The 24,411-nt window shown below is 42.8% G+C and carries 20 protein-coding genes; 12 read left to right on the top strand and 8 right to left on the bottom strand.

Going from position 1 to position 24,411, the window contains the following annotated elements; genetic code table 11:
• Window positions 1-160: 160 nt before the first annotated feature.
• Complete coding sequence (locus L1070_RS11870) at window positions 161-2,383, top strand: NADP-dependent isocitrate dehydrogenase (RefSeq protein ID WP_237125705.1); 2,223 nt, start codon at window positions 161-163, stop codon at window positions 2,381-2,383.
• Window positions 2,384-2,437: 54 nt separating this feature from the next.
• Here the strand turns inward: L1070_RS11870 and L1070_RS11865 are convergent, their stop codons facing one another.
• Window positions 2,438-4,462 carry a TonB-dependent receptor gene (locus L1070_RS11865; RefSeq protein ID WP_237125704.1) on the bottom strand — a complete coding sequence of 675 codons (2,025 nt, stop codon included), beginning with the start codon at window positions 4,460-4,462 and terminating at the stop codon, window positions 2,438-2,440.
• 146 nt (window positions 4,463-4,608) lie between these two features.
• On the opposite strand from L1070_RS11865, the gene L1070_RS11860 reads away from it, so the two are divergent.
• The 6 genes from L1070_RS11860 to L1070_RS11835 all read left to right on the top strand — a co-directional run bounded on the left by L1070_RS11860 (window position 4,609) and on the right by L1070_RS11835 (window position 10,286).
• Window positions 4,609-5,250, top strand: coding sequence for a pseudouridine synthase (locus tag L1070_RS11860; RefSeq protein WP_237125703.1), 642 nt, complete (start codon window positions 4,609-4,611; stop codon window positions 5,248-5,250).
• Between the two features lie 83 nt (window positions 5,251-5,333).
• On the top strand, window positions 5,334-6,434 hold the full coding sequence (mnmA, locus tag L1070_RS11855) for a tRNA 2-thiouridine(34) synthase MnmA (RefSeq protein WP_070987039.1): 1,101 nt from the start codon (window positions 5,334-5,336) through the stop codon (window positions 6,432-6,434).
• Window positions 6,434-7,036: a high frequency lysogenization protein HflD gene (gene hflD / locus L1070_RS11850; protein ID WP_237125702.1), complete on the top strand. Its 603-nt coding sequence runs from the start codon at window positions 6,434-6,436 to the stop codon at window positions 7,034-7,036. The genes mnmA and hflD overlap by 1 nt, the downstream gene beginning before the upstream one ends.
• 35 nt (window positions 7,037-7,071) lie before the next feature.
• Window positions 7,072-8,442 (top strand): adenylosuccinate lyase, encoded by a 1,371-nt coding sequence (gene purB / locus L1070_RS11845; RefSeq protein ID WP_237125701.1) that lies wholly within the window; start codon window positions 7,072-7,074, stop codon window positions 8,440-8,442.
• A gap of 64 nt (window positions 8,443-8,506) precedes the next feature.
• A complete protein-coding gene (locus L1070_RS11840) occupies window positions 8,507-9,670 on the top strand; it encodes a cupin domain-containing protein (RefSeq protein ID WP_237125700.1) in 1,164 nt (387 codons plus the stop codon).
• A 157-nt stretch (window positions 9,671-9,827) separates the two neighbouring features.
• Window positions 9,828-10,286 carry a GNAT family N-acetyltransferase gene (locus tag L1070_RS11835; protein WP_070987046.1) on the top strand — a complete coding sequence of 153 codons (459 nt, stop codon included), beginning with the start codon at window positions 9,828-9,830 and terminating at the stop codon, window positions 10,284-10,286.
• On the opposite strand, the gene L1070_RS11830 is transcribed toward L1070_RS11835, so the two are convergent.
• The 4 genes from L1070_RS11830 to L1070_RS11815 all read right to left on the bottom strand — a co-directional run bounded on the left by L1070_RS11830 (window position 10,270) and on the right by L1070_RS11815 (window position 13,921).
• On the bottom strand, window positions 10,270-10,698 hold the full coding sequence (locus tag L1070_RS11830; protein WP_237125699.1) for a DUF4826 family protein: 429 nt from the start codon (window positions 10,696-10,698) through the stop codon (window positions 10,270-10,272). The genes L1070_RS11835 and L1070_RS11830 overlap by 17 nt on opposite strands.
• Before the next feature lie 107 nt (window positions 10,699-10,805).
• Window positions 10,806-12,035, bottom strand: coding sequence for a lipoprotein-releasing ABC transporter permease subunit (locus tag L1070_RS11825; RefSeq protein WP_070987050.1), 1,230 nt, complete (start codon window positions 12,033-12,035; stop codon window positions 10,806-10,808).
• Window positions 12,028-12,717, bottom strand: coding sequence for a lipoprotein-releasing ABC transporter ATP-binding protein LolD (gene lolD, locus L1070_RS11820; RefSeq protein ID WP_070987052.1), 690 nt, complete (start codon window positions 12,715-12,717; stop codon window positions 12,028-12,030). The genes L1070_RS11825 and lolD overlap by 8 nt, the downstream gene beginning before the upstream one ends.
• Window positions 12,710-13,921: a lipoprotein-releasing ABC transporter permease subunit gene (locus tag L1070_RS11815; protein ID WP_237125698.1), complete on the bottom strand. Its 1,212-nt coding sequence runs from the start codon at window positions 13,919-13,921 to the stop codon at window positions 12,710-12,712. The genes lolD and L1070_RS11815 overlap by 8 nt, the downstream gene beginning before the upstream one ends.
• Window positions 13,922-14,077: 156 nt before the next feature.
• On the opposite strand from L1070_RS11815, the gene L1070_RS11810 reads away from it, so the two are divergent.
• Entirely contained in the window at window positions 14,078-15,772 is a 1,695-nt protein-coding gene (locus L1070_RS11810) for a SulP family inorganic anion transporter (RefSeq protein WP_237125697.1), read from the top strand.
• On the opposite strand, the gene L1070_RS11805 is transcribed toward L1070_RS11810, so the two are convergent.
• Window positions 15,711-16,592, bottom strand: a complete 882-nt coding sequence (locus L1070_RS11805) for a LysR substrate-binding domain-containing protein (protein ID WP_070987057.1) — start codon at window positions 16,590-16,592, stop codon at window positions 15,711-15,713. The genes L1070_RS11810 and L1070_RS11805 overlap by 62 nt on opposite strands.
• 98 nt (window positions 16,593-16,690) lie before the next feature.
• Here L1070_RS11805 and L1070_RS11800 point away from each other — a divergent pair, with 98 nt between their 5' ends.
• From L1070_RS11800 to L1070_RS11785, 4 genes are all read left to right on the top strand, one after another.
• On the top strand, window positions 16,691-17,815 hold the full coding sequence (locus L1070_RS11800) for an S-(hydroxymethyl)glutathione dehydrogenase/class III alcohol dehydrogenase (RefSeq protein ID WP_237125696.1): 1,125 nt from the start codon (window positions 16,691-16,693) through the stop codon (window positions 17,813-17,815).
• Window positions 17,816-17,825: 10 nt separating this feature from the next.
• Window positions 17,826-18,665 (top strand): S-formylglutathione hydrolase, encoded by an 840-nt coding sequence (fghA, locus tag L1070_RS11795; RefSeq protein ID WP_237125695.1) that lies wholly within the window; start codon window positions 17,826-17,828, stop codon window positions 18,663-18,665.
• Window positions 18,666-18,824: 159 nt separating this feature from the next.
• The gene (locus L1070_RS11790; RefSeq protein WP_237125694.1) at window positions 18,825-20,720 is read left to right on the top strand and encodes a DUF294 nucleotidyltransferase-like domain-containing protein; all 1,896 of its coding nucleotides are present in this window, start codon (window positions 18,825-18,827) and stop codon (window positions 20,718-20,720) included.
• A gap of 36 nt (window positions 20,721-20,756) precedes the next feature.
• Window positions 20,757-21,458: a 3'-5' exonuclease gene (locus L1070_RS11785; RefSeq protein ID WP_237125693.1), complete on the top strand. Its 702-nt coding sequence runs from the start codon at window positions 20,757-20,759 to the stop codon at window positions 21,456-21,458.
• Window positions 21,459-21,529: 71 nt separating this feature from the next.
• Here L1070_RS11785 and L1070_RS11780 read toward each other — a convergent pair whose 3' ends face one another.
• Window positions 21,530-23,110, bottom strand: coding sequence for a BCCT family transporter (locus tag L1070_RS11780; RefSeq protein WP_237125692.1), 1,581 nt, complete (start codon window positions 23,108-23,110; stop codon window positions 21,530-21,532).
• Window positions 23,111-23,966: 856 nt separating this feature from the next.
• Window positions 23,967-24,101, bottom strand: a complete 135-nt coding sequence (locus tag L1070_RS20350) for a hypothetical protein (RefSeq protein ID WP_275423275.1) — start codon at window positions 24,099-24,101, stop codon at window positions 23,967-23,969.
• Window positions 24,102-24,411 lie beyond the last annotated feature (310 nt).

Here is a 24,411-nt window from a genome sequence, read left to right as displayed (position 1 = left end):
CTTGCTACAATAGCGTTCGTTGTCGTTAGGTAGGTTAGATATTTTTATTTACGTGCAAAGTGAAAATATCTAACAAACTTGCTATAACCTGTTGCCTTAGGCAACATAGCATTCCCTTTGCATTGTTGAATGGCGAAAAGCCACAAATCTAGGAATGATGATGACATCAAAAATTATTTACACCAAAACCGATGAAGCTCCGGCACTTGCCACTTACTCATTGCTTCCGATCATTCAAGCTTACACCAATGCCGCTGGCGTAGAAGTAGAGACTCGTGATATCTCTCTTGCTGGACGTATTATTGCTAACTTCCCTGAGTTCTTAACTGAAGAACAGCGTATCAACGACGCACTTGCAGAACTGGGTGAATTGGCGAAGACACCAGAAGCCAACATCATTAAGTTACCGAATATCAGTGCTTCTATTCCTCAGCTTCGTGCAACCATTAAAGAGTTACAAGAAAAAGGTTACGCACTGCCAGACTACCCTGCTGAACCAAAAGATGACAAAGAAGCAGCAATCAAAGCTACTTATGACAAAATCAAAGGAAGTGCGGTAAACCCAGTATTACGTGAGGGTAACTCAGACCGTCGAGCACCTGCTTCAGTTAAAGCGTATGCTCGTAAGAATCCACATTCAATGGGTGCCTGGTCAGCTGATTCAAAATCATATGTTGCAAGCATGACTGACGGCGATTTTTTCGGCTCAGAACAATCTACAACCGTCAGCGAAGCAACAGATGTTCGTATTGAGCATGTAGCAGCTAATGGCGATGTTACTGTTTTAAAAGCGAGCACACCACTACTAGCCGGCGAAATCATTGACGCTTCACGCATGAGCGTTGCTGCTTTACAAGAGTTTTTAGCTGCTGAAATCGCGTCTTCTAAAGACAAAGGCGTACTGTTTTCACTGCATATGAAAGCAACCATGATGAAAGTGTCAGACCCAATCATCTTTGGTCACGCTGTTAAGGTTTTCTATAAGGATGTATTTACTAAACACGCAGCGCTTTTCGCTGAACTAGGTGTAGATGTAAACAATGGTTTAGGTGATGTTTATTCTAAGATTCAACAGCTTGACGACGCGAAGCGTCAAGAAGTAGAAGCTGATATCGCAGCGGTATATGAGTCTAGCCCAAGCATTGCAATGGTAGACTCAGATCGTGGCATCACTAACCTACATGTACCAAGTGACGTGATCATTGATGCATCAATGCCAGCAGCTATTCGTACAAGTGGCCAAATGTGGAACGCTGAAGGCAAGCAGCAAGACACTAACTTTGTGATCCCAGATCGCTGCTACTCAGGCGTTTATCAAGCCACAATTGACTTCTGTAAACAAAATGGTGCATTTGACCCTCGTACTATGGGAACAATCCCTAACGTTGGTTTGATGGCACAAAAAGCTGAAGAATACGGCTCACACGACAAAACGTTTGAAGCGCCAGCCGCGGGTATCATCCGCGTTGTAGACAGCAACGATAATGTACTGCTTCAACATGATGTTGAGCACGGCGATATCTGGCGCATGTGTCAGGTTAAAGACGCGCCAATCAAAGATTGGGTTAAACTTGCAGTGAACCGCGCTCGCGCGACTGGAGTACCAGCGGTGTTCTGGTTAGATGAAAACCGTGCTCACGACGCGCAATTAATCAAAAAAGTACAAGCATACCTACCAGAGCATGATACTGACGGCCTTGAAATCCTAATCAAAGCGCCGGTAGATGCAACTTTATACTCTCTTGAGCGCATGAAAAACGGTCAAGACACTATTTCTGTAACTGGCAACGTACTGCGTGACTACCTAACTGACTTATTCCCAATTCTTGAGCTTGGTACAAGTGCTAAAATGCTGTCTATCGTGCCACTGATGAATGGCGGCGGTTTATTTGAAACAGGTGCAGGTGGTTCAGCACCAAAGCACGTTCAACAGTTCGAGAAAGAAAACCACTTACGTTGGGATTCATTAGGTGAGTTCCTTGCTTTAGCCGCATCTTTAGAGCACTTGAGTCAAGTGACTGGCAATACTAAAGCACAGGTATTGGCTGATACACTTGACCAAGCAACTGGTAAGTTCTTAGATGAGAACAAATCTCCTTCACGTAAAGTGAATGAGTTGGATAACCGCGGCAGTCACTTCTACTTATCACTGTACTGGGCTCAAGCGCTTGCAGCACAAACAGCTGATGCGCAGTTACAGTCTCAGTTCACAGAGATTGCACGTGATTTAGAAGCTCAAGAGCAAACTATCGTAGCTGAACTCAACGGTGCACAAGGTAAAGCTATGGATGTAGGTGGCTACTATCAACCAAATGATAAGCTAGCATTTTCAGCAATGCGTCCTAGCAACACATTCAACGAAATCCTAGCTAAGCTAGTGTAACGTTGTAGCAATGTGGAAAAGCCTGCATATGCAGGCTTTTTTATTATTTATACACTAAAACTGATATCTGTAGGACAGTGAAACGTTGCGCCCTCTTGCTTGATATTCTCCAAATGGCTGGTTGTTCTTCTCTCCAAACGGAATAATAGCGCTGGTACTATACTCTGTATCCAATGCGTTATTGATATCTAATGACAATGACATATTATCACTCAGTTGATAATTAACCGCCGCAGAAACCGCTGTGTTTGAATCTTTATCTGACAAAACTTCCACCGCACTTCTGCCATTGACCGACACCGAGATGCTCCAGTTTTTATTCGGATAATACATAAGTGATGTCATGCTGTAGGTTCTCGGAACGAGTATGTCTGATGGCGTTATTTGCTGTGCTTCCTCAATATGTGTCTGATTACTAAACAGGTGCGTGATAAATCCTTTTAATTGCACTTTGTTAAACAGCCTCAGTTGCCAGTCTATTTCCACACCTTGTGCAGTATTACTTGCAATGTTATCTAGAAATACATTATCTCCATCCACACGAAAATCTATCAGATCGTTAATATCGTTCCTAAACAAGCTAGTACTGATCGAAAAACCCTCACCGACAAATTGATACACAAATTCTAATGCCTCGATTGTTGTTGGATGGAGGTTTTGATTACCTATCGTCAAGCCGCTTTCTTCGTCATACAAATCTCCAAGTGAAGGCACTCGGTAGGCTTGGCCATAAATTAACTTAAAGGTGTGCCGTTCATTTGGACTGTAGATCAAAGTTGCCCTAGGGTTGGTTTTATCTGCCACATCATTATACGCATCATTACGTAAGCCCAATGTTGAGCGCCACTGGTCATTCCATACTGATTCCAGCTGTACGTAAACCATTTCTATACGCCGTTCGTTATCCAAGATAATACGCTGTTCGGGTGCCGTTAACTCAACCACATTCCCGAAGTATTCGAGATCTCCAAAAATATTGTAGTTACTGCGTAAATACCCTCCTGGCACTTGGGAGCGAACGAATTCGAGCCCTGCAGATACTCTATGCTTAGCAAATAGTTGGTAACTGTAATCAATATTTGCTCGAAAAGAATCATGCGTAAAGTTTTCTCCAAATAGAAAATCCGCTTGGGTAAAAGGCCCTGCTCCTTTTAGTTCAAGCGCCGAAAGAGATTTACGCTTGGCCTTGGAATATTCTAGCCCCGCTTTAAACATCCACTCTTGCTGCTGAGCATTTTGGTATTCCAGCCGAGATAGCCAGTGTTTGTTTTCTACATGCGTCGTTCCATCTCTCAATCTGCGAAACAGGTAATGATTCTTACGCTTTGAATTAAAATAATGGTTTCTGAGGGTAAACCCCGCATAGGATAGATAGGCCTCTAACTGATTCGCCTTGTGTGCATCATTTGTAGTAGTTTGAATATTAAATCGATCAAATACATTTCCTAAAGTATCACCATCATCTTCATAAATACGCGCATCAACGCCAAAGGATAACTGATCACCTTGATAGTTAAAGCCCCCGCTGATTTCTCGTCTGTCAAACGAGCCCACAGCAACTGCAATATTATTCTCTATTTTGGTCACGATATTAATAACACCGTTAAACGCATTTGAACCATATAAAGTCGAACCTGGGCCCCGAATAACCTCAACTTTCTCAACATTATGTAAGCTGACAAACCTGTCTATGTAGTTAATTCCACCTGTATAGTCTTCGTTCAAACGTTGACCATTAACTAAAACTAAAAGCGTGTTAGCGTACTTTTGTGGGTGTCCGCGTGTGATCAGATAAGATTGGTTACCTTCGACCGAATTATACATTGGATAAAACCCAGGAATGTGGGCAAATAATTCACTCAGTGTTTCAATACCTAACAGTCGGATATCTTGTCTCGAAAAGTAACTGACCGTTGAAGGGGCATATTTAAGTTGGGTATCCGTCTTGGTTGCGATGGTTACAGTAACGTTTTGTAACTCTTCAAGAGACAAGCCATAGATGTCCTCTTCTGCAACACAGTTACATGCCGTAAAAACACCCAACAAATAAATCAAGTGGATGGCAGGCGTATTAGTCATAGTTACATATCGGGTTACTTTAAAGTCATATCTATAAGTTAGTTAGGTTACATTCATTTGTCACGTGAAACATTGTGCAACTCGCCCCTTTGTCACTATCACAGGCAATGATACAATTCATAGCGCTACAATTAATCGGTGAAGTAATGAATAAAGCCCGTACACAGTTCAACAAAAGTAATAGAAACAAGCCTAAGACCAAGTTTCAAAGTAAACGCCCTGTCAAACAGGCTCTCCCTCCAGAACAAGTAAAAATAATTTTGTTCAACAAGCCCTATGATGTTTTGTGTCAATTTACCGATGACGCAAATCGCGCAACGCTTGCTAATTACATCAAAGAAAAGCATGTCTATGCCGCAGGTCGTTTAGACAGAGACAGCGAAGGTCTATTGCTTTTAACCAACTGTGGAAAACTACAACATCAATTAACTAACCCCAATCAAAAAACCACTAAAACTTACTGGGTGCAAGTCGAAGGTGTTCCGTCAAATGAAGCTTTAAAAGCTCTATCTGAGGGTGTAGAGCTCAAAGATGGTCTAACTCGACCTGCCACTATTAAAGTTATTGAAGAGCCAGATATTTGGCCAAGAACTCCACCAATTCGAGAACGTGCAAGTATTCCTACAACGTGGTTAAGCATCAGCATAAGTGAAGGTAAAAACCGCCAAGTTCGTAGAATGACAGCGCATGTCGGCCATCCAACACTGCGACTAATTAGAGCAAAGATTGGAAAATACACCCTTGATGGATTAAAAAATGGCGAATATAAGATACTCAGCGGTTATTGATAGAGATATCGACTTTTAGCGGCAGGCTTTTGCGTGCTATAATCACGGCCTTTCCACATCAGGTAGATTTACAGCAAAAAATTATGAGCGATAATAGTCACATTAAAGTCATCGTTGGCATGTCCGGCGGTGTTGATTCTTCGGTTTCAGCGTATCTGTTAAAAGAGCAAGGCTATCAGGTTGAAGGCCTGTTCATGAAAAACTGGGAAGAAGATGATAATGATGAATATTGCGCCGCCGCTGAAGACTTAAAAGATGCGCAAGCTGTCTGTGACAAATTAGGTATTGAACTACACACCGTAAACTTTGCAGCTGAGTATTGGGACAATGTGTTTGAATACTTCTTAGCTGAATATAAAGCCGGCCGTACACCTAACCCCGACATCATGTGCAACAAAGAGATTAAATTCAAAGCGTTCTTAGAATTTGCCGCACAAGCACTAGGTGCCGACTACATCGCCACCGGTCATTATGTTCGTAGAGAAGAACGCGATGGTCAGTTTGTTATGTGTCGCGGTTTGGACGATAACAAAGATCAAAGTTACTTCTTATACACTTTAAGTCATGAGCACATAGCTCAAACGCTTTTCCCTGTTGGTGATATTGCCAAGCCTGAGGTACGTCGTATCGCAGAAGAGCAAGATTTAATTACACATGACAAAAAAGACAGTACAGGCATTTGTTTTATTGGTGAGCGTAAATTTAAGGACTTCCTACAAAAGTTTCTACCCGCCCAGCCTGGCAAAATAGAAGACACCGAAGGCAATGAGGTAGGTGAGCATGAAGGCCTTATGTATCACACTCTAGGTCAGCGTAAAGGTCTACTAATAGGCGGTATGAAAGAAGGTAATGGTGAGCCTTGGTACGTTGTTGACAAAGATATTGAGCGTAATGTGCTAGTTGTAGGACAAGGTAAAGATCACCCTCGTCTTTTCAGCAACGGTCTAAATGCCGACCAACTTCATTGGGTTGACCGTACGGGACCTAAAGGCACCACCCGCTGCACCGTAAAAACCCGTTATCGCCAAACTGATATTCCATGTACCTTACTCGTTGGTGCAGACGGCATGGCACGTGTTCTGTTTGATGAGCCACAAAAAGCAGTCACGCCAGGTCAGTCGGCTGTCTTTTACGCAAATGAAGTTTGCTTAGGCGGTGGAATTATTGATTCGGTGATTAAGTAATGGCAGCAAACTATGTAATGCCACTTGCGGCAATGTGTCAAATAACACACTTAGTTCAAAAAGCTGCAAAATTTGGTCAGTTTAATGAACGTGAAGTTGAGGGCTTTTTACAAAGCATCGTCAACCTAACCCCAGATAAACCTGAAGACGTTTACCCGGATCACTTTGCTTTGAAGTCTGGTTATCGCACCTTGCTTGCACAACTAACCCCACAAGGTGAAAAAGACGTAGAGATGGTTAAGTATGTGGGCAGCTTAATGCAGCTGGAAAGGGCTTTATCCAGCAATAAAAAAGCACTCGATATGCTTGCAAAGCGCCTTAAAGATATAGAGCGCCAATTACAACATTTCAATCTATGCGATGACACAATCATTGCGGCTTTCGCTGACATTTACAGTGAAGTGATTAGTCCGCTTGGACAAAAGATCCAAGTATTTGGGCAACCTGAATTGCTAAAACAACCTGCAGTTCAGCAAAGAGTTAGAGCACTACTACTTGCGGGTATTCGTAGTGCTGTGCTTTGGCGTCAACTAGGTGGTAAACGCCGCCAGTTTTTCTTCGGTAAGAAAAAAATTATCGCCCAAGCACAAAGCAGAATTTAAAATATCGTTCAAAACCAATTAGTTTAGGAGAAATTATGGAGCTTTCAGCGTTAACCGCTATCTCTCCAGTGGATGGTCGCTACGGCAGTAAAACTACCGAATTACGTGGCATCTTCAGTGAGTTTGGCTTAATTAAGTACCGTGTCACTGTCGAAGTACGTTGGTTACAAGCACTAGCCCAAGCCCCAGGCATTGCTGAGGTACCTGCATTTAGCGATGAAGCTAACGCGTTATTAGACAGCATAGTTGATAACTTTAGTGAAGCTGATGCCGCTAGAGTCAAAGAGATAGAACGTACAACAAACCATGACGTTAAGGCTGTTGAATACCTTTTAAAAGAAAAGGTTGCAGATAATGCTGAATTAAATGCTATTAATGAGTTTATTCATTTCGCATGTACATCTGAAGACATCAATAACTTGTCTCACGGCTTAATGTTAAGCGAAGCACGTGACAAAGTATTGTTGCCTTATTGCGATGAACTACTCGCTGCACTGAAAGCAAAAGCAGTTGAATACCGTTCTGTCGCTATGATGACACGTACCCATGGTCAGCCTGCTTCTCCTTCAACTATGGGCAAAGAGTTTGCCAATGTGTATGTTCGCTTGAAGCGTCAACGTGATCAAATCGCACAAGTGGGTATTCTTGGCAAAATAAACGGCGCTGTTGGTAACTACAATGCACACTTAAGTGCCTACCCTGATTATGACTGGCACGCTCACGCAGAGCAGTTTGTTACTAGCCTTGGCTTAACCTGGAATGCGTTTACCACACAAATCGAACCACATGATTACATTGCAGAATTATTCGATGCTATCGCTCGTTTCAATACTGTTCTACTTGATTTTGATCGTGATGTTTGGGGCTATATTGCGCTTAACCACTTTAAGCAAAAAACGGTAGCTGGCGAAATTGGTTCCTCTACAATGCCACATAAAGTTAACCCAATCGATTTTGAGAATTCAGAGGGTAACCTTGGCTTAGCGAATGCTATTTTTGCTCATCTTGCACAAAAACTACCTGTTTCTCGCTGGCAGCGTGACCTGACTGACTCAACAGTGCTACGTAATCTAGGTGTCGGTATGGGTTACACACTGATCGCTTATCAAGCAACGCTTAAAGGTGTTAGCAAGCTTGAAGTGAACGCTGACAAGCTACTTGAAGAACTTGACCAAAATTGGGAGCTACTTGCAGAGCCTATTCAAACAGTTATGCGTAAATACGGTATTGAGAAGCCATATGAGAAGCTTAAAGAACTTACCCGTGGTAAACGTGTCAACCAAAGCATTATGGCTGAGTTTATCGACGGCTTAGAGTTACCTGAAGATGTAAAAGCACAGATGAAGCAAATGACGCCAGCTAACTATATCGGCCGTGCGGAAGCTTTTATCGACGAGCTCGTATAACTTACACGTAAATTAAGTTATAAAGCGAAAGAAGCATTTCTTTCGCTTTTTTTATGGAAAAATTATGTACCAATTGAGAATTAATGATCTAACCACAGCGCAGTTTTTATCGCAGTATTGGCAAAAACAGCCTTTACTAATTAAGTCTGGTTTCAGCAACTTTATTGACCCTATAGAGCCTGAAGAACTTGCTGGATTGGCGATGGAGGAAAGCATTGAATCTCGCTTGATCACCAATCATAACGACGATTGGCAAGCACACCATGGGCCCTTCGAAGACTTCACACTGCTAACTCCAGAAAACAGCACACTTTTGGTGCAAGCGGTTGATCACTGGCATCCTGAAGCCGCACAATTACTCACACCCTTTAGATTTATTCCGAATTGGCGGATTGACGACTTGATGATCAGTTACTCGACTCCTGGCGGAGGGGTTGGCCCGCATTTAGATCAGTATGATGTGTTCATTATTCAAGGCCAAGGTAAAAGGCACTGGCGTGTTGGTTTGCCCGATCAGAACCTAAAACAATTTGCAAAAAATAAATCTCTGCTGCAAGTAGAGCCCTTCGAGGCTATCATTGATTCGGTATTAGAGCCTGGAGACATCCTTTACATACCGCCGGGTTGTCCTCATGAAGGATATGCCGTTGAGAATGCACTTAACTACTCCGTCGGATTTAGAGCGCCAGATCAAAAAGATTTGGTATCAAGTTTCGCCGACTACCTTATCGACCATGAGCTTGGAAATACACGTTATAGCGACCCTGATTTACTTACTCCCAAATCTATTGGTCAAATCAGCGATACTGAAATCAATAATGTACGCAAACTGATGCAAGACGTTCTTGCCGATGACAATACCTTCAAGCACTGGTTTGGAACCATGATCAGTCAAGCCAAGCATGATATGGATTTGGCACCATTAGATGAGCCTTTGAGCGTAGATGACTTGCAAGAATACCTTGAGACAAGTGAAGTCATTATTCGCGCAGGTGGTGTTCGTTCGATGTACCAAGTTTTACGTCACTCCATATTATTAAGTGTTAATGGAGAGAGTTATACTTTACCACTAGAAACGCTTGAGAGTGTAAAGCTGTTAACCGACGAAACTGAATTTACAGTATCACAAATAAAAGAATCATTTAGTCGTTTGGAATTTATGAAAACCTTAACTAAACTGATTAGTGAGGGAACGTATTACTTACAAGAAGACGATGAGTTTGAATAGCTTGACTGAGGCGTTCAAACTGTGACCGTTGCCAAGTTGATTTAGGTTTTTATTTATTACTTTGCAGACACTAGCACTGTAACTAAATAGCAGCAAAAATAGGCACTTAATAACTTGGTAACCTGCGCAAATACGTTATGTATTCGGTGGAGGAATCATGAGTTACCACGTTGACAAGGTCAGTTGGCTTCAGAAAAAGGCGCTGCTAAAGCAAATTCGTGAACGCGTATTTGTATACGAGCTTCACATACCAAAAGAAGTCGAATTTGACTCACTAGACGCGCTATCGGAACACGTTATCATTCACAGCGAGAAGAATGAAGCGGTAGGAACAGGAAGGCTAAGCCCTGATGGATTAATTAGCCGAATTGCGGTGCTGCAATCCCACCGCAACAGGGAGGCGTACACTTCGTTGCTAAACTTTCTTGTACTGATTGCCAGTGAAAAAGGCTTAGACACAATTTATGTTAATTGTATACTTGATGAAGTTCCGAACTTTATTGAGAGCGGCTTTTTAAAACAAGGTTGTGTATTTATGGAAGCAGGGATCCCGAGGCAAAAGCTCAAGTGCCCTATCTCCTCATTCAACACCGAACCATTTACGATGCTTCATTAGCCCAAAGTTGCTCTCTATCTGCAATTTCATATATTCCATGGGCACTGTTAACAAGTAGGTTTGCAAACTTGACTTGTGTTTCGTCATGTTTACTTGTCGCCAGAATATCATCTGCTTTTAACTGCCAACGGTATGAAAAGTACTTAATTGCTTCTCGTGCTGTTTTCGCTGCACTTGCTTCCATATGATCTGTTGGTAATCGACCCGTGATCACCCAGTAGTTTTTACCATTTTGTGCTTTCATTTTCCAAATTGCGCAAAGTGGCGCTAAAAAGCGGCTTTCATTATCAAAAACTGTACTTGGGATAATACCCTTCTCGGCCAAGTGCTTTTGAGCATTTTGAAAACACTCTCTTTGCCATTGTCTTTCTAGTTCTTCAATTTGCTGTGGTGTTAACTGTTGTTCGCTCATGATCTACTTCTTACCTAAGCTTGAATTGTGACTGTAATGTACGGGTTTACGAACGTGCTTGCAAGCATCAAGGTACAATACATAATATGTCGCGTAAGCCACAACCGTTAGTTGTTCCCAAGTACCTGTGCAGGATCGGTTTTAGTCGCCTGCCATGCAGGGTAAACACTTGCAAGAGTTGCCAGCAAAAGCGTCACAGTCAAAGTGATAAATATATCTGACCACACTAACTTCGATGGCAAGAACTCAACAAAGTATACGCCTGACAGGGGGTTACTTTCTGGACTCGAGTAAATAGCATTAAATAAGTCAGGCAGATTAATAGCCATTAATACCCCGAAAAGAGTGCCAATAACAGCACCAATTGTAGCGTAAGTCACCCCTTGCAACGCAAACGTAGCGAATATAGTACTATCTTTTGCCCCCATGGTTTTTAAAATCGCGATATTTGCCTGTTTATCTTTCACCTCCATGACCATGGAGGAGACTATGTTAAAACTCGCAACTGCGATAATCAAAAACACAACTAAGAAAACTATCGTTCTAACCATTTGAATATCTTGATATAAACTACCTTGTGTTCTAAACCAGCTATTCACATATACTAAGTCGGGAATACTCTGCCCTGCACTCATGGCGATATCATGGGCACTGAATACATCATTGACCTTTGCTCGAAGTCCTGTCACTTGATTTTTGTTCAGCCCAAGCGTTTCTTGCAGCGCGCTGATATGTGTTAGGGTCAAACTTTCGTCAATTGGCCCACCCATATTGATGGTCGCTACTACTTGCAACGTTAACCTTTTTGGCGCGGCAAGCGGCTGCTCTGCGTGCTGATTGGCGACCAACAGCGTTACTTTATCCCCGGCTTGCACATCAAGCGCTTGTGCTATCTTAGCTCCTAACACGACTTCGTTAGCAGCGAGTTGCGATATGGCTTTGCCCTGAATATAACGACCGACGTTGGAAACTTTATGGTGTAAATGAGGTACTATTGCTTTGAGCTGCGATGCTTTGAGCTTACCTTTATACTGCACCATGGCAGTCAAATTGATCTCTGGCGTTGCAGCCATTATGTTCGAATGAGCTTCCAGCGTTTCTACCTTTTGTGGCCAGTCTGATATCGGCTCATATGGCGCTTGATAACTGACATGGGGAACCACTGAAAGAAGTCGCTCTTCTAACTGCTGTTCAAAACCATTTATGACCGATAAAGCTACAATCAAAACTGTCACGCCCAACATAACACCGAGTGTAGAGGCTTTGCTTAATAAGCTAACGATCCCTGTTCGTCTCTTGGCATGACGAAAACGTTTGCTCAAAAATGCACTAAGCATGACTCACCTCAGCAATCACACCATCGTCTAATTGAACGCTGCGGCCCAGCTTTTCAGCTAATTCCAAATCGTGCGTTACTACCACAAAACTGGTATTAAGTTGCTGATTAAGCTCAGCAAGTAACTCATAGATATTGATGGCATTGTGCTTATCTAGGTTTCCGGTTGGTTCATCAGCAAGTACTAATGCAGGTTTAGTGACCAATGCGCGAGCTATCGCCACACGCTGGCGTTCACCGCCAGATAATTCCGATGGCTTATGAGATGCGCGCTTCCCTAATCCTACCCGCTGTAACATAGCCTGCGCTTCTGGTTCGGCCTGTTTGATACTCATCCCTCTTATCAACAGTGGCATTGCCACGTTTTCTAAGGCTGTAAACTCCATCAGCAGGTGATGAAACTGATATATAAAGCCCATGTGTTGGTTACGAAACTCGGCTTGTTTTGCCCTTGATAATTTTGCCACCTCCACGCCTTTAATACTCACAGTACCCGATGAGGCGCTATCCAAGGTGCCAAGAATATGAAGCAAGGTACTTTTTCCAGAACCCGAACTTCCGACGATAGCAAGCATTTCACCTTGTTTGATTTGTAGATCCACACCTTTTAACACTTCAACTTGTGCTTTCCCATCTTGATAAGATTTACCCAACTTTTTACAATCTATAACTAAATCATTCATATCTTAATACCTCAGCTGGTAATACACTTGCTGCCTTTTTCGCGGGATAAAGTGTCGCTATAAAGCTCAAGGCAATACTTACCAACGTCATCATCAGTAAACTTGACGTTGAAAAAACAACCGGCAAACTGGCACCGCCCAAAAGTGAAAGCCCAGTAAATTGCAAAATTTCGTTAATATTGTTGGCCACTAACAGTCCAAAGAATACGCCAATTCCCGTGCCAATCAGGCCATTATATAAGCCCTGTATCATGAACACTCGGCCTATCATGGTTGGTGTAAAGCCAAGGGTTTGCAGAATCGCCACCTCTCCTTGCTTTTCTCGTACCATCATCGAAAGCGCCGAGAGAATATTGAATATCGCCACAATTACGATGAGACCAAGTAACAGCGACATAATACGTTTCTCCATCGCTACCGCGGCAAACAAAGTGCCTTGTTGCGACTGCCAATCATCAACAACATATTGCTGCTGTAAATTAGGCATTTCTTCATAAAACTCAGCCAAGGAGAAAGCATCATCCAACGTAATACTCACATCATATTGAGCGCTATCTGTGCGACGCATTAATCGAGCTAAGCTTCGTCCATCAGCAAAAGCTAAGCTTGTATCAGCTTCACTATTGGAGTCATAAATTGCAGCCACGCTGAACAGTCGCTGCATTGGTACGCGCCCAAGCGGTGTGTAACTTGTGACATCAGGCATGATCACCCTAATCTCTTCTCCCACCCCGACGGAAAGTTTGCTGGCGAGATAGCGGCTTATCATCAGCTGATATTTTTGCGAAACTAAGCGTTGGCTGGTGCCACTATATACAGAGTGCTCAACTGGGTTCTTGTAACCGTCAAAAACCCCTTGTAGGCGCACGCCAACCAGCTCTTTGTTAGTTTGTAAAATAACATCTGAAGTCAGATAAGGCTGTACACGTTTTACTTGTTCTTTTGCCATCAGTTCAGCCATCAATGACTCACTATTAAACTGTGACGCGCTAGTTTGCTTGACCTGAACATGTGGGATCAAATCAAGCATCGCGGTTTTTAAGGTTTGCTCAAAGCCATTCATCACAGAGCTGACAGTGATCAGCGACATCAAACCTAGTGAGATACCCGCAATAGAAAAAAACGATATAAAAGAAATAAATGCGTTACCTTTGGCAGCCGTAGCATACCTTAAGCCAACGAATAAGCTGACAGGCTGAAACATACTTAATTTTGATTATGTTTGAGGTTAATGCGACGCATATTAGCACAAACCAACTGAGCTTTGGTACGCTACAAATTGTAAAAAAATATTGGATATCCAATAGTTAAATGAGATTTTTAGTGTAAAATGCCTGAAATCTCACGGCATGGAAGTTTTATGTTGTCTTTATCTAGATTTAAGCACATGAATTTAAAGGGGGATTTGTTCGGTGGTGTAACTACCGCAATTATATCCCTTCCATTAGCTCTCGCCTTTGGTGTAGCTTCCGGCGCAGGTGCCGAAGCTGGTATGTGGGGCGCAATACTCGTTGGCCTCTTCGCTGCTTTATTTGGTGGCTCTACCTCTCTGATTTCTGAACCAACAGGTCCGATGACGGTCATTATGACCGCAGTTTTAACCACTATGATGGCTAAATACCCTGAAACAGGAATGGCCATGGGTTTCACCGTTGTCATGATGGCCGGAGCCTTTCAAATCTTACTCGGTACACTCAAACTCGGTAAATATGTAACCTTGATGCCTTATAGCGTCATCTCAGGTTTTATGTCTGGAATTGGGGTTATATTGATCATTTTGCAAATTGCACCATTACTTGGTCATAAAGCCCCCCCAGGAGGCGTTATTGGTACACTCTCAATGTTACCGGACCTGATAATGAGTCTGCATTTTTCAGAGTTATTGTTGGGTGCTCTAACCCTTGGTATTCTATTCTATCTACCAGAAAAGTATCGCCAATATGTTCCCGCGCAACTGGTTGCTCTAGTTGCCATTACCCTATTCTCAGTCATCTTTTTTGACACTGATAGCATACGACGCATTGGTGAGATCCCGAGCGGACTGCCAGACATGGTCTTTCCGACATTTGGGGCTGAAGTCTTTACTGAAATGGTTATAGATGCATTAATTTTGGGCACTTTAGGGTGCATCGACACCTTGCTCACTGCCGTTATCGGAGACAGTTTAACCCGTACGGAACATAACTCAGATAAAGAATTACGTGGCCAAGGTATAGCAAACATGGTATCGGGTCTATTTGGCGCATTACCAGGAGCTGGCGCGACAATGGGAACCGTGGTCAACATTCAAGTTGGTGCGCGTTCGCCGGCTGCTGGTATTATCAGAGCACTCATTTTGATGGCCGTGGTGTTCGTGGCCGGTAGCCTAACAGAGCCCATCCCAATGGCCGTTTTAGCGGGTATTGCGGTATATGTTGGCTTCAATATTTTAGATTGGAGCTTCATTCAGCGTGCTCACAAGTTAAGTCTCATGCAAATGGCCATTATGTATGGCGTTATGCTTTTAACAGTATTTGTTGATCTCATGGTCGCCGTAGGGCTTGGCGTGTTTATATCAAACATCATTGTAATCGAGCGGCTGAGCCAGGTACAAGCAGAGCAAGTTAAGGCTATCAGCGACAGTGATGATGATGTGCCAATGAGTGAGCAAGAGCGTGAACTGTTCAATCAAGCACAGGGTCAATTGCTCTACTTTTACCTCTCTGGCCCCATGATTTTCAGTGTCTCTAAAGCAATTGCCAGACAGCACCGCGATGTTGCAAAGTATAAAGCTATGGTGCTGGACTTAAGTGATGTTCCAATGTTAGACGTCACGGTAAGTCTAGCGCTTGAAAATGCCATTATTGACGCATTGGACGCCAACTGTGAAGTATTTATCTACTCACCAAACCCACAAACTAGCGAACAGTTACATCGCTTCAACATCAATGAGCGATTGGGCGGTAGTGCCTTCTGTCAAAGCCGTGAAGAAGCACTTAATTGTGCTCTTGCTGCTATGCAGACAATTGAGCAAACCGCAGGGCTAAATAATCAAGCAACAGGCGTAAACTCGTAGGCATGTATTGTCTGGGCGGATATAACGCCCAGACTCCTTCTGGCTCAGGCCTAAAATGCGGTAGCACCTCCACAAGCCTTTGTTCATTAAGCGCTTCTTGAACGTAGTAATGCGGTAATTGAACCAACCCTATTCCTTTACACGCCGCATCTAACAAAGACCACCCGCTATTACAGATCAGATTGCCATGTACTGTAATGTTACGTTCTTTCTCATCATCTAAAAACCGCCATGATCTACTATTCCCTATCAAACAATTATGCTGAGCAAGTTCGCTTAAACTATTAGGCTGTCCATGACTTGCCAGATAATCCGGCGCTGCACAAACCAAGGTGTTGCGCCACGCTAATTTACGGGCTTTGAGGCTAGAGTCTTTTAGGTTGCCAAGCCGAATCGCCACATCAATACCCATAGCAACAATATCCAACTGCTCATTACTTAACGTCATTTCAATGCTCACTTTTGGATATTTACGCATAAAATCGCTGACTATTGGCATAATATAATGTTCGCCATACATTACTGGTGCGGTGAGTTTAAGCACCCCTGATGGTTGTTGATCCCTTTGTCGAAGCGCCAAAGTAGCATCATCATAGGCATGTTGAAGATGCCGTGCATGCGTGAGAAATACTTTTCCTTCTTGAGTCAACGTAAGCGTGCGCGTCGTGCGAGTCAGAAGCTGATGATTTAGCTGCTGCTCTAGCTCTTTAACTCTACGACTTACCTGCGCAACCGACGTATTTAACTTTTTGGCTGCACGAGTAAACGAGCCTAAGGTTGCAACAGCAACAAACTCATCAATACCAATCCATCTATCCATTATTACAAATACGTAAAAGTGTTTTATTTATATTGATATTATCAAAAATAAGAAACTAATTATACTTAGGTATCTTTTACGGAAAATGAGAACAAAGTATGTCTGAATTTATCAAATCAAAAGCTGCTATCGCTTGGGGTCCAGGTCAGCCACTTAGTATTGAAGAAGTGGATGTTATGTTGCCAAAAGCAGGCGAAGTATTGGTTAAAATCACCGCCACTGGCGTGTGTCATACAGACGCTTTTACACTTTCAGGTGAAGACCCTGAAGGCGTATTCCCTGCAATACTTGGCCACGAAGGCGCTGGCATCGTCGAAGCTGTTGGTGAAGGCGTAACGAGTGTGTCAGTAGGCGACCATGTTATACCGCTTTACACCCCTGAATGTGGCGAGTGTAAGTTCTGTACATCAGGCAAGACTAATCTGTGCCAGAAGATTCGAGAGACACAAGGCAAGGGCTTGATGCCAGATGGGACAACACGTTTCTACAAAGACGGAGAGCCTATTTATCACTACATGGGTACTTCAACTTTCTCTGAGTACACCGTATTGCCTGAAATTTCGCTTGCCAAAGTTAACCCTGAGGCTCCTTTGGAAGAAATCTGCTTGCTGGGCTGTGGTGTTACCACAGGTATGGGCGCAGTGATGAACACCGCAAAAGTACAAGCTGGTGATACCGTGGCTATTTTTGGTTTAGGTGGTATTGGCCTATCGGCCATTATTGGTGCAACTATGGCTGGCGCTAGCCGTATCATTGGGATTGATATCAACGAAAGCAAATTTGCATTAGCAACTAAGCTTGGTGCTACAGATGTTATCAATCCAAAAGATTATGATAAGCCAATTCAAGAAGTGATAGTAGAGATGACAGACGGTGGCGTTGACTTCTCTTTTGAATGTATTGGTAATGTAGATGTAATGCGTTCAGCCCTTGAATGTTGCCACAAAGGCTGGGGTGAGTCAGTTATCATAGGGGTCGCAGGTGCTGGCCAAGAGATCAGCACCCGTCCATTCCAATTAGTCACTGGTCGTGTTTGGCGTGGTAGTGCTTTTGGTGGTGTAAAGGGCCGTTCCGAACTACCAGAAATCGTTGAACGCTACATGGCAGGTGAATTTAAGCTTGATGACTTTATCACTCACACAATGGCGTTAGAAGACATCAATGAAGCGTTTGATTTAATGCATCAGGGTAAGAGCATTCGCTCTGTCGTACACTATAAGTAAAGGAAGCACCATGGAATTAGTCGCCAGCAACAAAGTGGTTGGCGGCTGGCATAAGCGTTACCGCCATGCCAGCGAAACCACTCATTGTGACATGACATTCGCTATTTTCTTACCCGAAGCTGTTAATAAGGGTAACAAAGTCCCTGTTTTATATTGGCTGTCAGGATTGACCTGTACTGATGAAAACTTTATGCAAAAAGCAGGCGCTTTCAAGCTTGCCAATGAGCTAGGAATTGCCATTGTTGCACCTGACACCAGCCCCAGAGGGGATGACGTCGCAGATGATGCAAAAGGCAGTTATGACTTTGGGCTTGGCGCTGGATTTTATGTCAATGCGACCATGCCGCCATACAAAACTCATTACCAAATGTATGATTACATTGCCTCTGAGCTTCCTAAACTAGTTCAGGCCCATTTTCCTGTCACGACGCAACAAGCCATCAGTGGTCATTCAATGGGCGGTCATGGTGCGTTAGTGATAGGCATGCGTAACGCCCAAAGCTATTCAAGTATATCGGCATTCAGTCCAATCTGTAATCCAATGCAATGTCCGTGGGGAGTGAAAGCATTCACTGGATATCTCGGCATTGATACCAAGCAATGGCAACAGTACGATGCCACCGCTGTGATGCTAAATCAGCAATTTGATGCGCAAATCCCAATATTAATTGACCAAGGCGATGCGGATAACTTTTTGGAAGAACAACTACAACCTTGGTCTTTACAAAAAGCAGCTGAACAAGTCAACTATCCGTTTGTTTTAAATATGCACGAAGGCTATGATCACAGCTACTTTTTCATCAGTAGTTTTATAGATGAGCACTTGCGATTTCACGCCAAACATTTTTAATTTCTAAAGGGAGCGATTATGGCCTATTGCTCCCTTTTACCAACAACGCTGTTTGTATACGAATAAGGCTACTTTATGCCATGAAGCATACTTGCCGTTGCAAATTAACCTGCCGTCTTCCACAATAAGATTAATTATCGTTTTACATCAAGGCAAACCATGGAAGTTGAACATCAGGAAATTGCCCGATTCTTGGAAGCTTACCCCCCTTTTTCAGATCTCCCTAGCGACGCTTTGAACTCGCTGGCTAGTAGTGTTGAGGTGAGTTACTATCGCTCGAACAGTGAGATCTTTAAGTACGGTCAACAAATCACACATCTGTATATTGTGCGTTCTGGTGCAGTAGAGCTTTCTCGACGTTCCGGTGAGCTTTATCACCGTATTTCAACCGGTGGAATCTTTGGACATCGTGGTTTGTTGATGAATCGCAAGGTGCGTTTTGACGCAAGTACACTAGAAGACACATTGGTGTATTGTATTCCGGTCGATATTTTTGATGAATATTGTAATGATTTCGAGTTTTTCGCCGACTATTTTGAAGCGGATGACAACGCTCACTTAAAAATGACCGTGTCAAAACACGCTGACAGCAATGATATGACCACTGCCAAAGTCGCCAAGCTGATTTTACGCGATGTTGTATATGTTGATCGTAACAGCACAGTACAACAAGCGGCACAAATGATGGCAAAGGAGCAAGTTTCGTCGCTTTTAATTTACGACCCAGCAAAACCTGTGATGGAAGACCCAGAAGAAGATGATGCGCAAGTCGTAGGATTGATAAGCGATAAAGACTTGCGTACGCAAGTCGTCGCACAAGGTCTACCCTACGACACCCCTGTCAGTGACATCATGACTACAGATGTGGTGATTATCGACTCAAATGCCTATGTTTTTGAAGCCATGATGTTGATGCTCAGAGACAGCGTACACCATTTGCCAATCGTACATAAGCGCAAGCCTATCGGTATGTTGACGCTGTCTGATATTTTACGTTATGAATCACAAAGCAGCTTGTTGTTTGTTCAGGGCTTAATGGAGCAACAAAGCGTTGAAGACCTTGCAAAATATTCCAAGCACCTAGACGCCATATTTACTCGCATGGTCAATGAAGATGCCAATTCCCATATGATAGGTTCAGCCATGTCTGTCATAGGGAAAACATTTAAGCATAAACTGCTTGAACTGGCGGAAGCTAAACTTGGCCCCCCTCCCATCCCCTACTGCTTTATCGCATTAGGCTCTATGGCCAGAGATGAGCAACTTATAGTGACCGACCAAGACAATGCTTTGATATTGCATAACAGTTATAAAATCGAGCAACACGGTGCATATTTTGAGAAGCTCGCCAAGTTTGTCTGTGATGGGCTCGCTAATTGCGGCTATAAATATTGCGATGGTGGTATTATGGCAAGTAATCCAGCTTGGCGATTAACCTTTGATCAATGGCAAAACCAGTTTCAAGATTGGATAGAAAACCCAAAACCTGAAGCGTTGCTCAACAGCTCTATCTTTTTCGACCTAGAAGGTGTTTGGGGCGAACTGAAGTGGGCCGAGCAGTTAAGTGCATTTATCAGTAAAAAGGCGCAAAAAACACCAAACTTCTTAGCTGCTATGGCATACAATGCGCTAAAAAGAACACCTCCTTTAGGGTTTTTCAACGGTTTCGTGCTAGAACAAGATGGTCAGCACAAGCACTCAATGAACATCAAGCGCCGTGGTACAGCACCACTGTCTGATTTAGTGCGGGTTCACGCTTTAGCTGTCGGCTCACGCAAACAAAACTCATTCGAGAGACTAGATGACATTGATGAAGCTAACATTCTGCCCAAAGGAAAAGTACAAGATCTACGCGCTTCTTTGGAATATATTGCGATTATGCGAATTAGGCATCAATCTTGGCAAATCGAACAAGGTAGCAAACCCGACAATAGCCTCGCACCTGAGACCCTCTCAGAATTTGAGCAGCGCAATCTCAAAGAGGCCTTTGGTGTATTAGACAAAGCACAGAGCTTCTTGAAGTTTAGATATCAAAATAAAGCGAAAATAAAATAGTACGCGGCTAAATGATATGATACAGACGGATTAACTATGCAAGGCAAAATTATATCGTGGCAAAGTCGTTTTCAGCGCTTGGCAGACATTTCAAAAGATACTCGGTTGATTAATTTTTATCAGCAAGGCGTGCCTGACCCGTTTGGTGCGCTAGAGGATTGTGAGTTTGCTGCCCTTGATTTTGAAACCACAGGGCTAGACCCTAGCAAAGATGATATTGTAAGCGTTGGTATCGTGCCATTCGACCTAAAGCGAATTCGCTGTGCGCAAGCCAAACATTGGCTCGTAAAGCCGCGTAGCGCCTTAGCGGAAGAGTCGATAATATTACATCGAATCACTCACTCTCAAATTGAGCAAGCCCCTGATTTAGCAGATGTGCTTGAAGAGATATTAGCTACCATGAAAGGTAAAATCATCGTAGTGCATTATCAATTTATAGAAAAAACGTTTTTCCATACCGCTTTGATGACACGATTAGGCGAAGGCATAGAGTTTCCCGTCATTGATACCATGGAAATCGAAAAGATGGCAATTAACAAACATAGAAGCTGGCTTGATAGACTCACAGCAAAGCCTATTCCATCTTTACGTTTAGCGGACTGTAGAAAACGTTATGGACTGCCCTTTTATCAAGCCCATCATGCATTGTCAGATGCACTGGCAACAGCTGAACTGCTACAGGCACAATCTCAGTATTGCTTATCGCCAACAAAAATGATCAAAGATGTGTGGTGCTAATTTCCCTAGGTTCTTAAAAAGTAAAAAGGCGAAACCTGAGTTTCGCCTTTTTATGACTTATTAACTCGCTATCAATAACCGCCTTTTGGCTCCGTTCTTAATCCTAAGATTAAGCTCACACACATCAATAGCAGTACAAAGGTAAATGGCAAACCTGTGGATACAGCCCCTGCTTGCAGAGCTTCAATAGCCTCAGTTCCACCAATCCAAAGCAATGTCGCCGCAATCGCGCCTTCTAAGCTGGCCCAAAAGATGCGCTGTGGTACGGGTGCATCAATCTTACCCCCTGCTGTTATGCTATCAATTACCAACGAACCGGAGTCAGAAGAAGTAATAAAGAATACTAAAACCAACACAATAGCTATAACTGACAAAACATTACTCAAAGGCAAGCTTTCAAACATTTGGAACATCGCCAGTGGAACTTGTGTTAGCCCTTCTGTTCCCAACACACCAACTCCATTTTGAACTTGATCAATAGCAATACCACCATAAATAGACATCCAAACGACTGTCACTAATGTTGGTATAAATAACACTGCCGTAATAAACTCTCTAATGGTTCGACCCTCTGAAACACGGGCAATAAACATACCAACGAACGGTGACCATGAGATCCACCAAGCCCAATAGAATACCGTCCAACCTTGCAGCCATGCTTGGTCTTCCCGGCCATGAGGGTTACTCAGTGGAATGATATTTTCTGCATAAGCCATCAGGGTAGTTGGAATATTTCCCATCGCAATCGCAAAGCCTACAATACCTACAAACAGGAGCAGTACAAAAGCAATGATCATATTGGTGTTACTGAGTACCTTAACACCCCCATCAATACCACGTACCACCGAAATAATTGCCAGCATTGTGACACCTACAATGACGCCAATCTCAAGGCCTAGCCCGAGCTCTAAACCAAACACATGCTCGATGCCAGCACCAGCCTGTTGCGCCCCAAGGCCCAGTGAAGTTGCTAGGCCAAACAAAGTTGCCAACACAGCAAGAATATCAATCACATGTCCCGGCCAACCCCAAGCTCTATCGCCTAAAATCGGATAAAAGATTGAACGAATTGATAGAGGTAAGCCTTTGTTATAGGCAAAAAATGCTAATGACAAAGCAACAACGGCATAAATAGCCCAAGGGTGTAATCCCCAATGGTACATGGTTGCCCCCATCGCCATACGTGCTGCCTCTGGCGTATTTGCCTCGACATTAAGTGGGGTCTCATACCAACCCGTGTAATAGGCTACAGGCTCGGCCACTCCCCAAAACATTAAGCCAATTCCCATGCCCGCAGCAAACAGCATTGCCAACCATGAGAGCGTTGAGTAACTGGGCTTGGCATTCACCCCACCAAGGCGAATTTTACCAAACGGTGAGATGACCAAGACAAAACAGAAAATAACAAACAAATTCCCTGACCACATAAAAAGTGTGTCAAAGGAACCTATAATACTCCATTTAACACCATCTAAGGTGGATTTAGCCACTTCGGAATCTACGAGTAAAACGGCGATTAAAAATGCCAAAATTAAACCCGCACTGACCCCAAAAACGGGGTTATGTACATCAAATCCCCACTTTTGGACGTTGTCCTGTCCAACCGTGTAGTCGGTATTGTCGATGCTATACTTATCGTGGTGATTACCCATGATACCCTCTTGATTTTCATCGTGATACGACACCAAGCTTGGTTTTATATTTAGCTTTTCTCACAACATTTTTAGTCTATGTATGCGAGTTCCACCAGCTCGGTAAGAAACCGTAAAAAGCGCAGTTGCAACCTATTTAGCTTAGGGTTAGAAAATTCGAAGCCCTACGCTTGCTAGGATTTGTAACAAAAGGCCAAACAGCAATATCAGCACAGCTAAAAAAAGTCTCTACAAACATAAAATGGCACGTAGCAAAACCTCTCTAGCCTAAACCGCTTTCATTGCTGTACAGCGAGCGTTCTGAACTAAGTGGCATATGATGGGTTTATGTTAGTTACAGCGACAATATAATGCCTTGAATATTGTAATTAAGATAAACCAACCAAACTGTCTATAAATCTGTTTTTTATTTCAGCTTGATAATCAGTCAATACAACTTGCAACCGCTCTTCTTACAGACTCTTTTAGTTTAGGGCTTCATACACAAAAGTAAATGGCAGCTGAATTTTTATTTGTAAATCATAACTTTCAACCAGATAGCAGCGCCTTTGAATATATTAAAATAGTTCAAAAAACACTCACCATGGAGCATATTCTATCGCAAGGCTGGTTTAAAGAATTGTGTCCCCAAGAGCATCAAGATAACACCTAAAACTCAAGCGACGAAAAAATAGACTGTTGTTATAGAAAGTCATAAGCGATGAGTAACAAAACCGACCAAGATGGCTTAGCTTTAGTGAGCTGCCATGGCGAAAATCTACTCAAAGTGCCACAATTATTGTAAGAAAGGGTGCTATGAAAAGAGAAAAGAAAGAAACGTTAACACGTTTCTTTCTTTTGATGTTGTAGCCAATAATCAATCTGGCTCACAGAAGGCTGTCCATAGACTGTAACTAACACCACCAGCAACATGATTAGTAACATCTTTTGGTAGTTTATTTTCTTTAGCTGATAAAGACTTTACAGCTTTCTTTTTTAGTTTTAATTTCATGGTTTTTATCCTTTTATTTAAAATAACCAACTTAAATATAAGAAAAAGCCCAAAAGAAATAAACCTGTAACAATTAACAGCTATCCAATTTCAAAATACAAAAAAGGAGCTTTTATACGCTCCTTTTAAAGATTTCATTAACTAATCTGGATAACATAAATTACAGCTTCTAACTCTACTCCACCAACCCGCACCAGCAATTTCATTTGTTGCTTCTATTGGTATTATATTTTCTTTTGGAATTAGAGGTTTTACCGCTTTCTTTTTTAGCTTTAATTTTCATATTTTCTCCTTTTAAAAACTAAGCACA

Source organism: Pseudoalteromonas sp. MMG022, assembly GCF_021654245.1.
GTDB lineage: Bacteria > Pseudomonadota > Gammaproteobacteria > Enterobacterales > Alteromonadaceae > Pseudoalteromonas > Pseudoalteromonas amylolytica.
The sequence above is the reverse complement of the archived record's forward strand: the minus strand, read 5'-3'. Positions and strand labels throughout refer to the sequence as shown.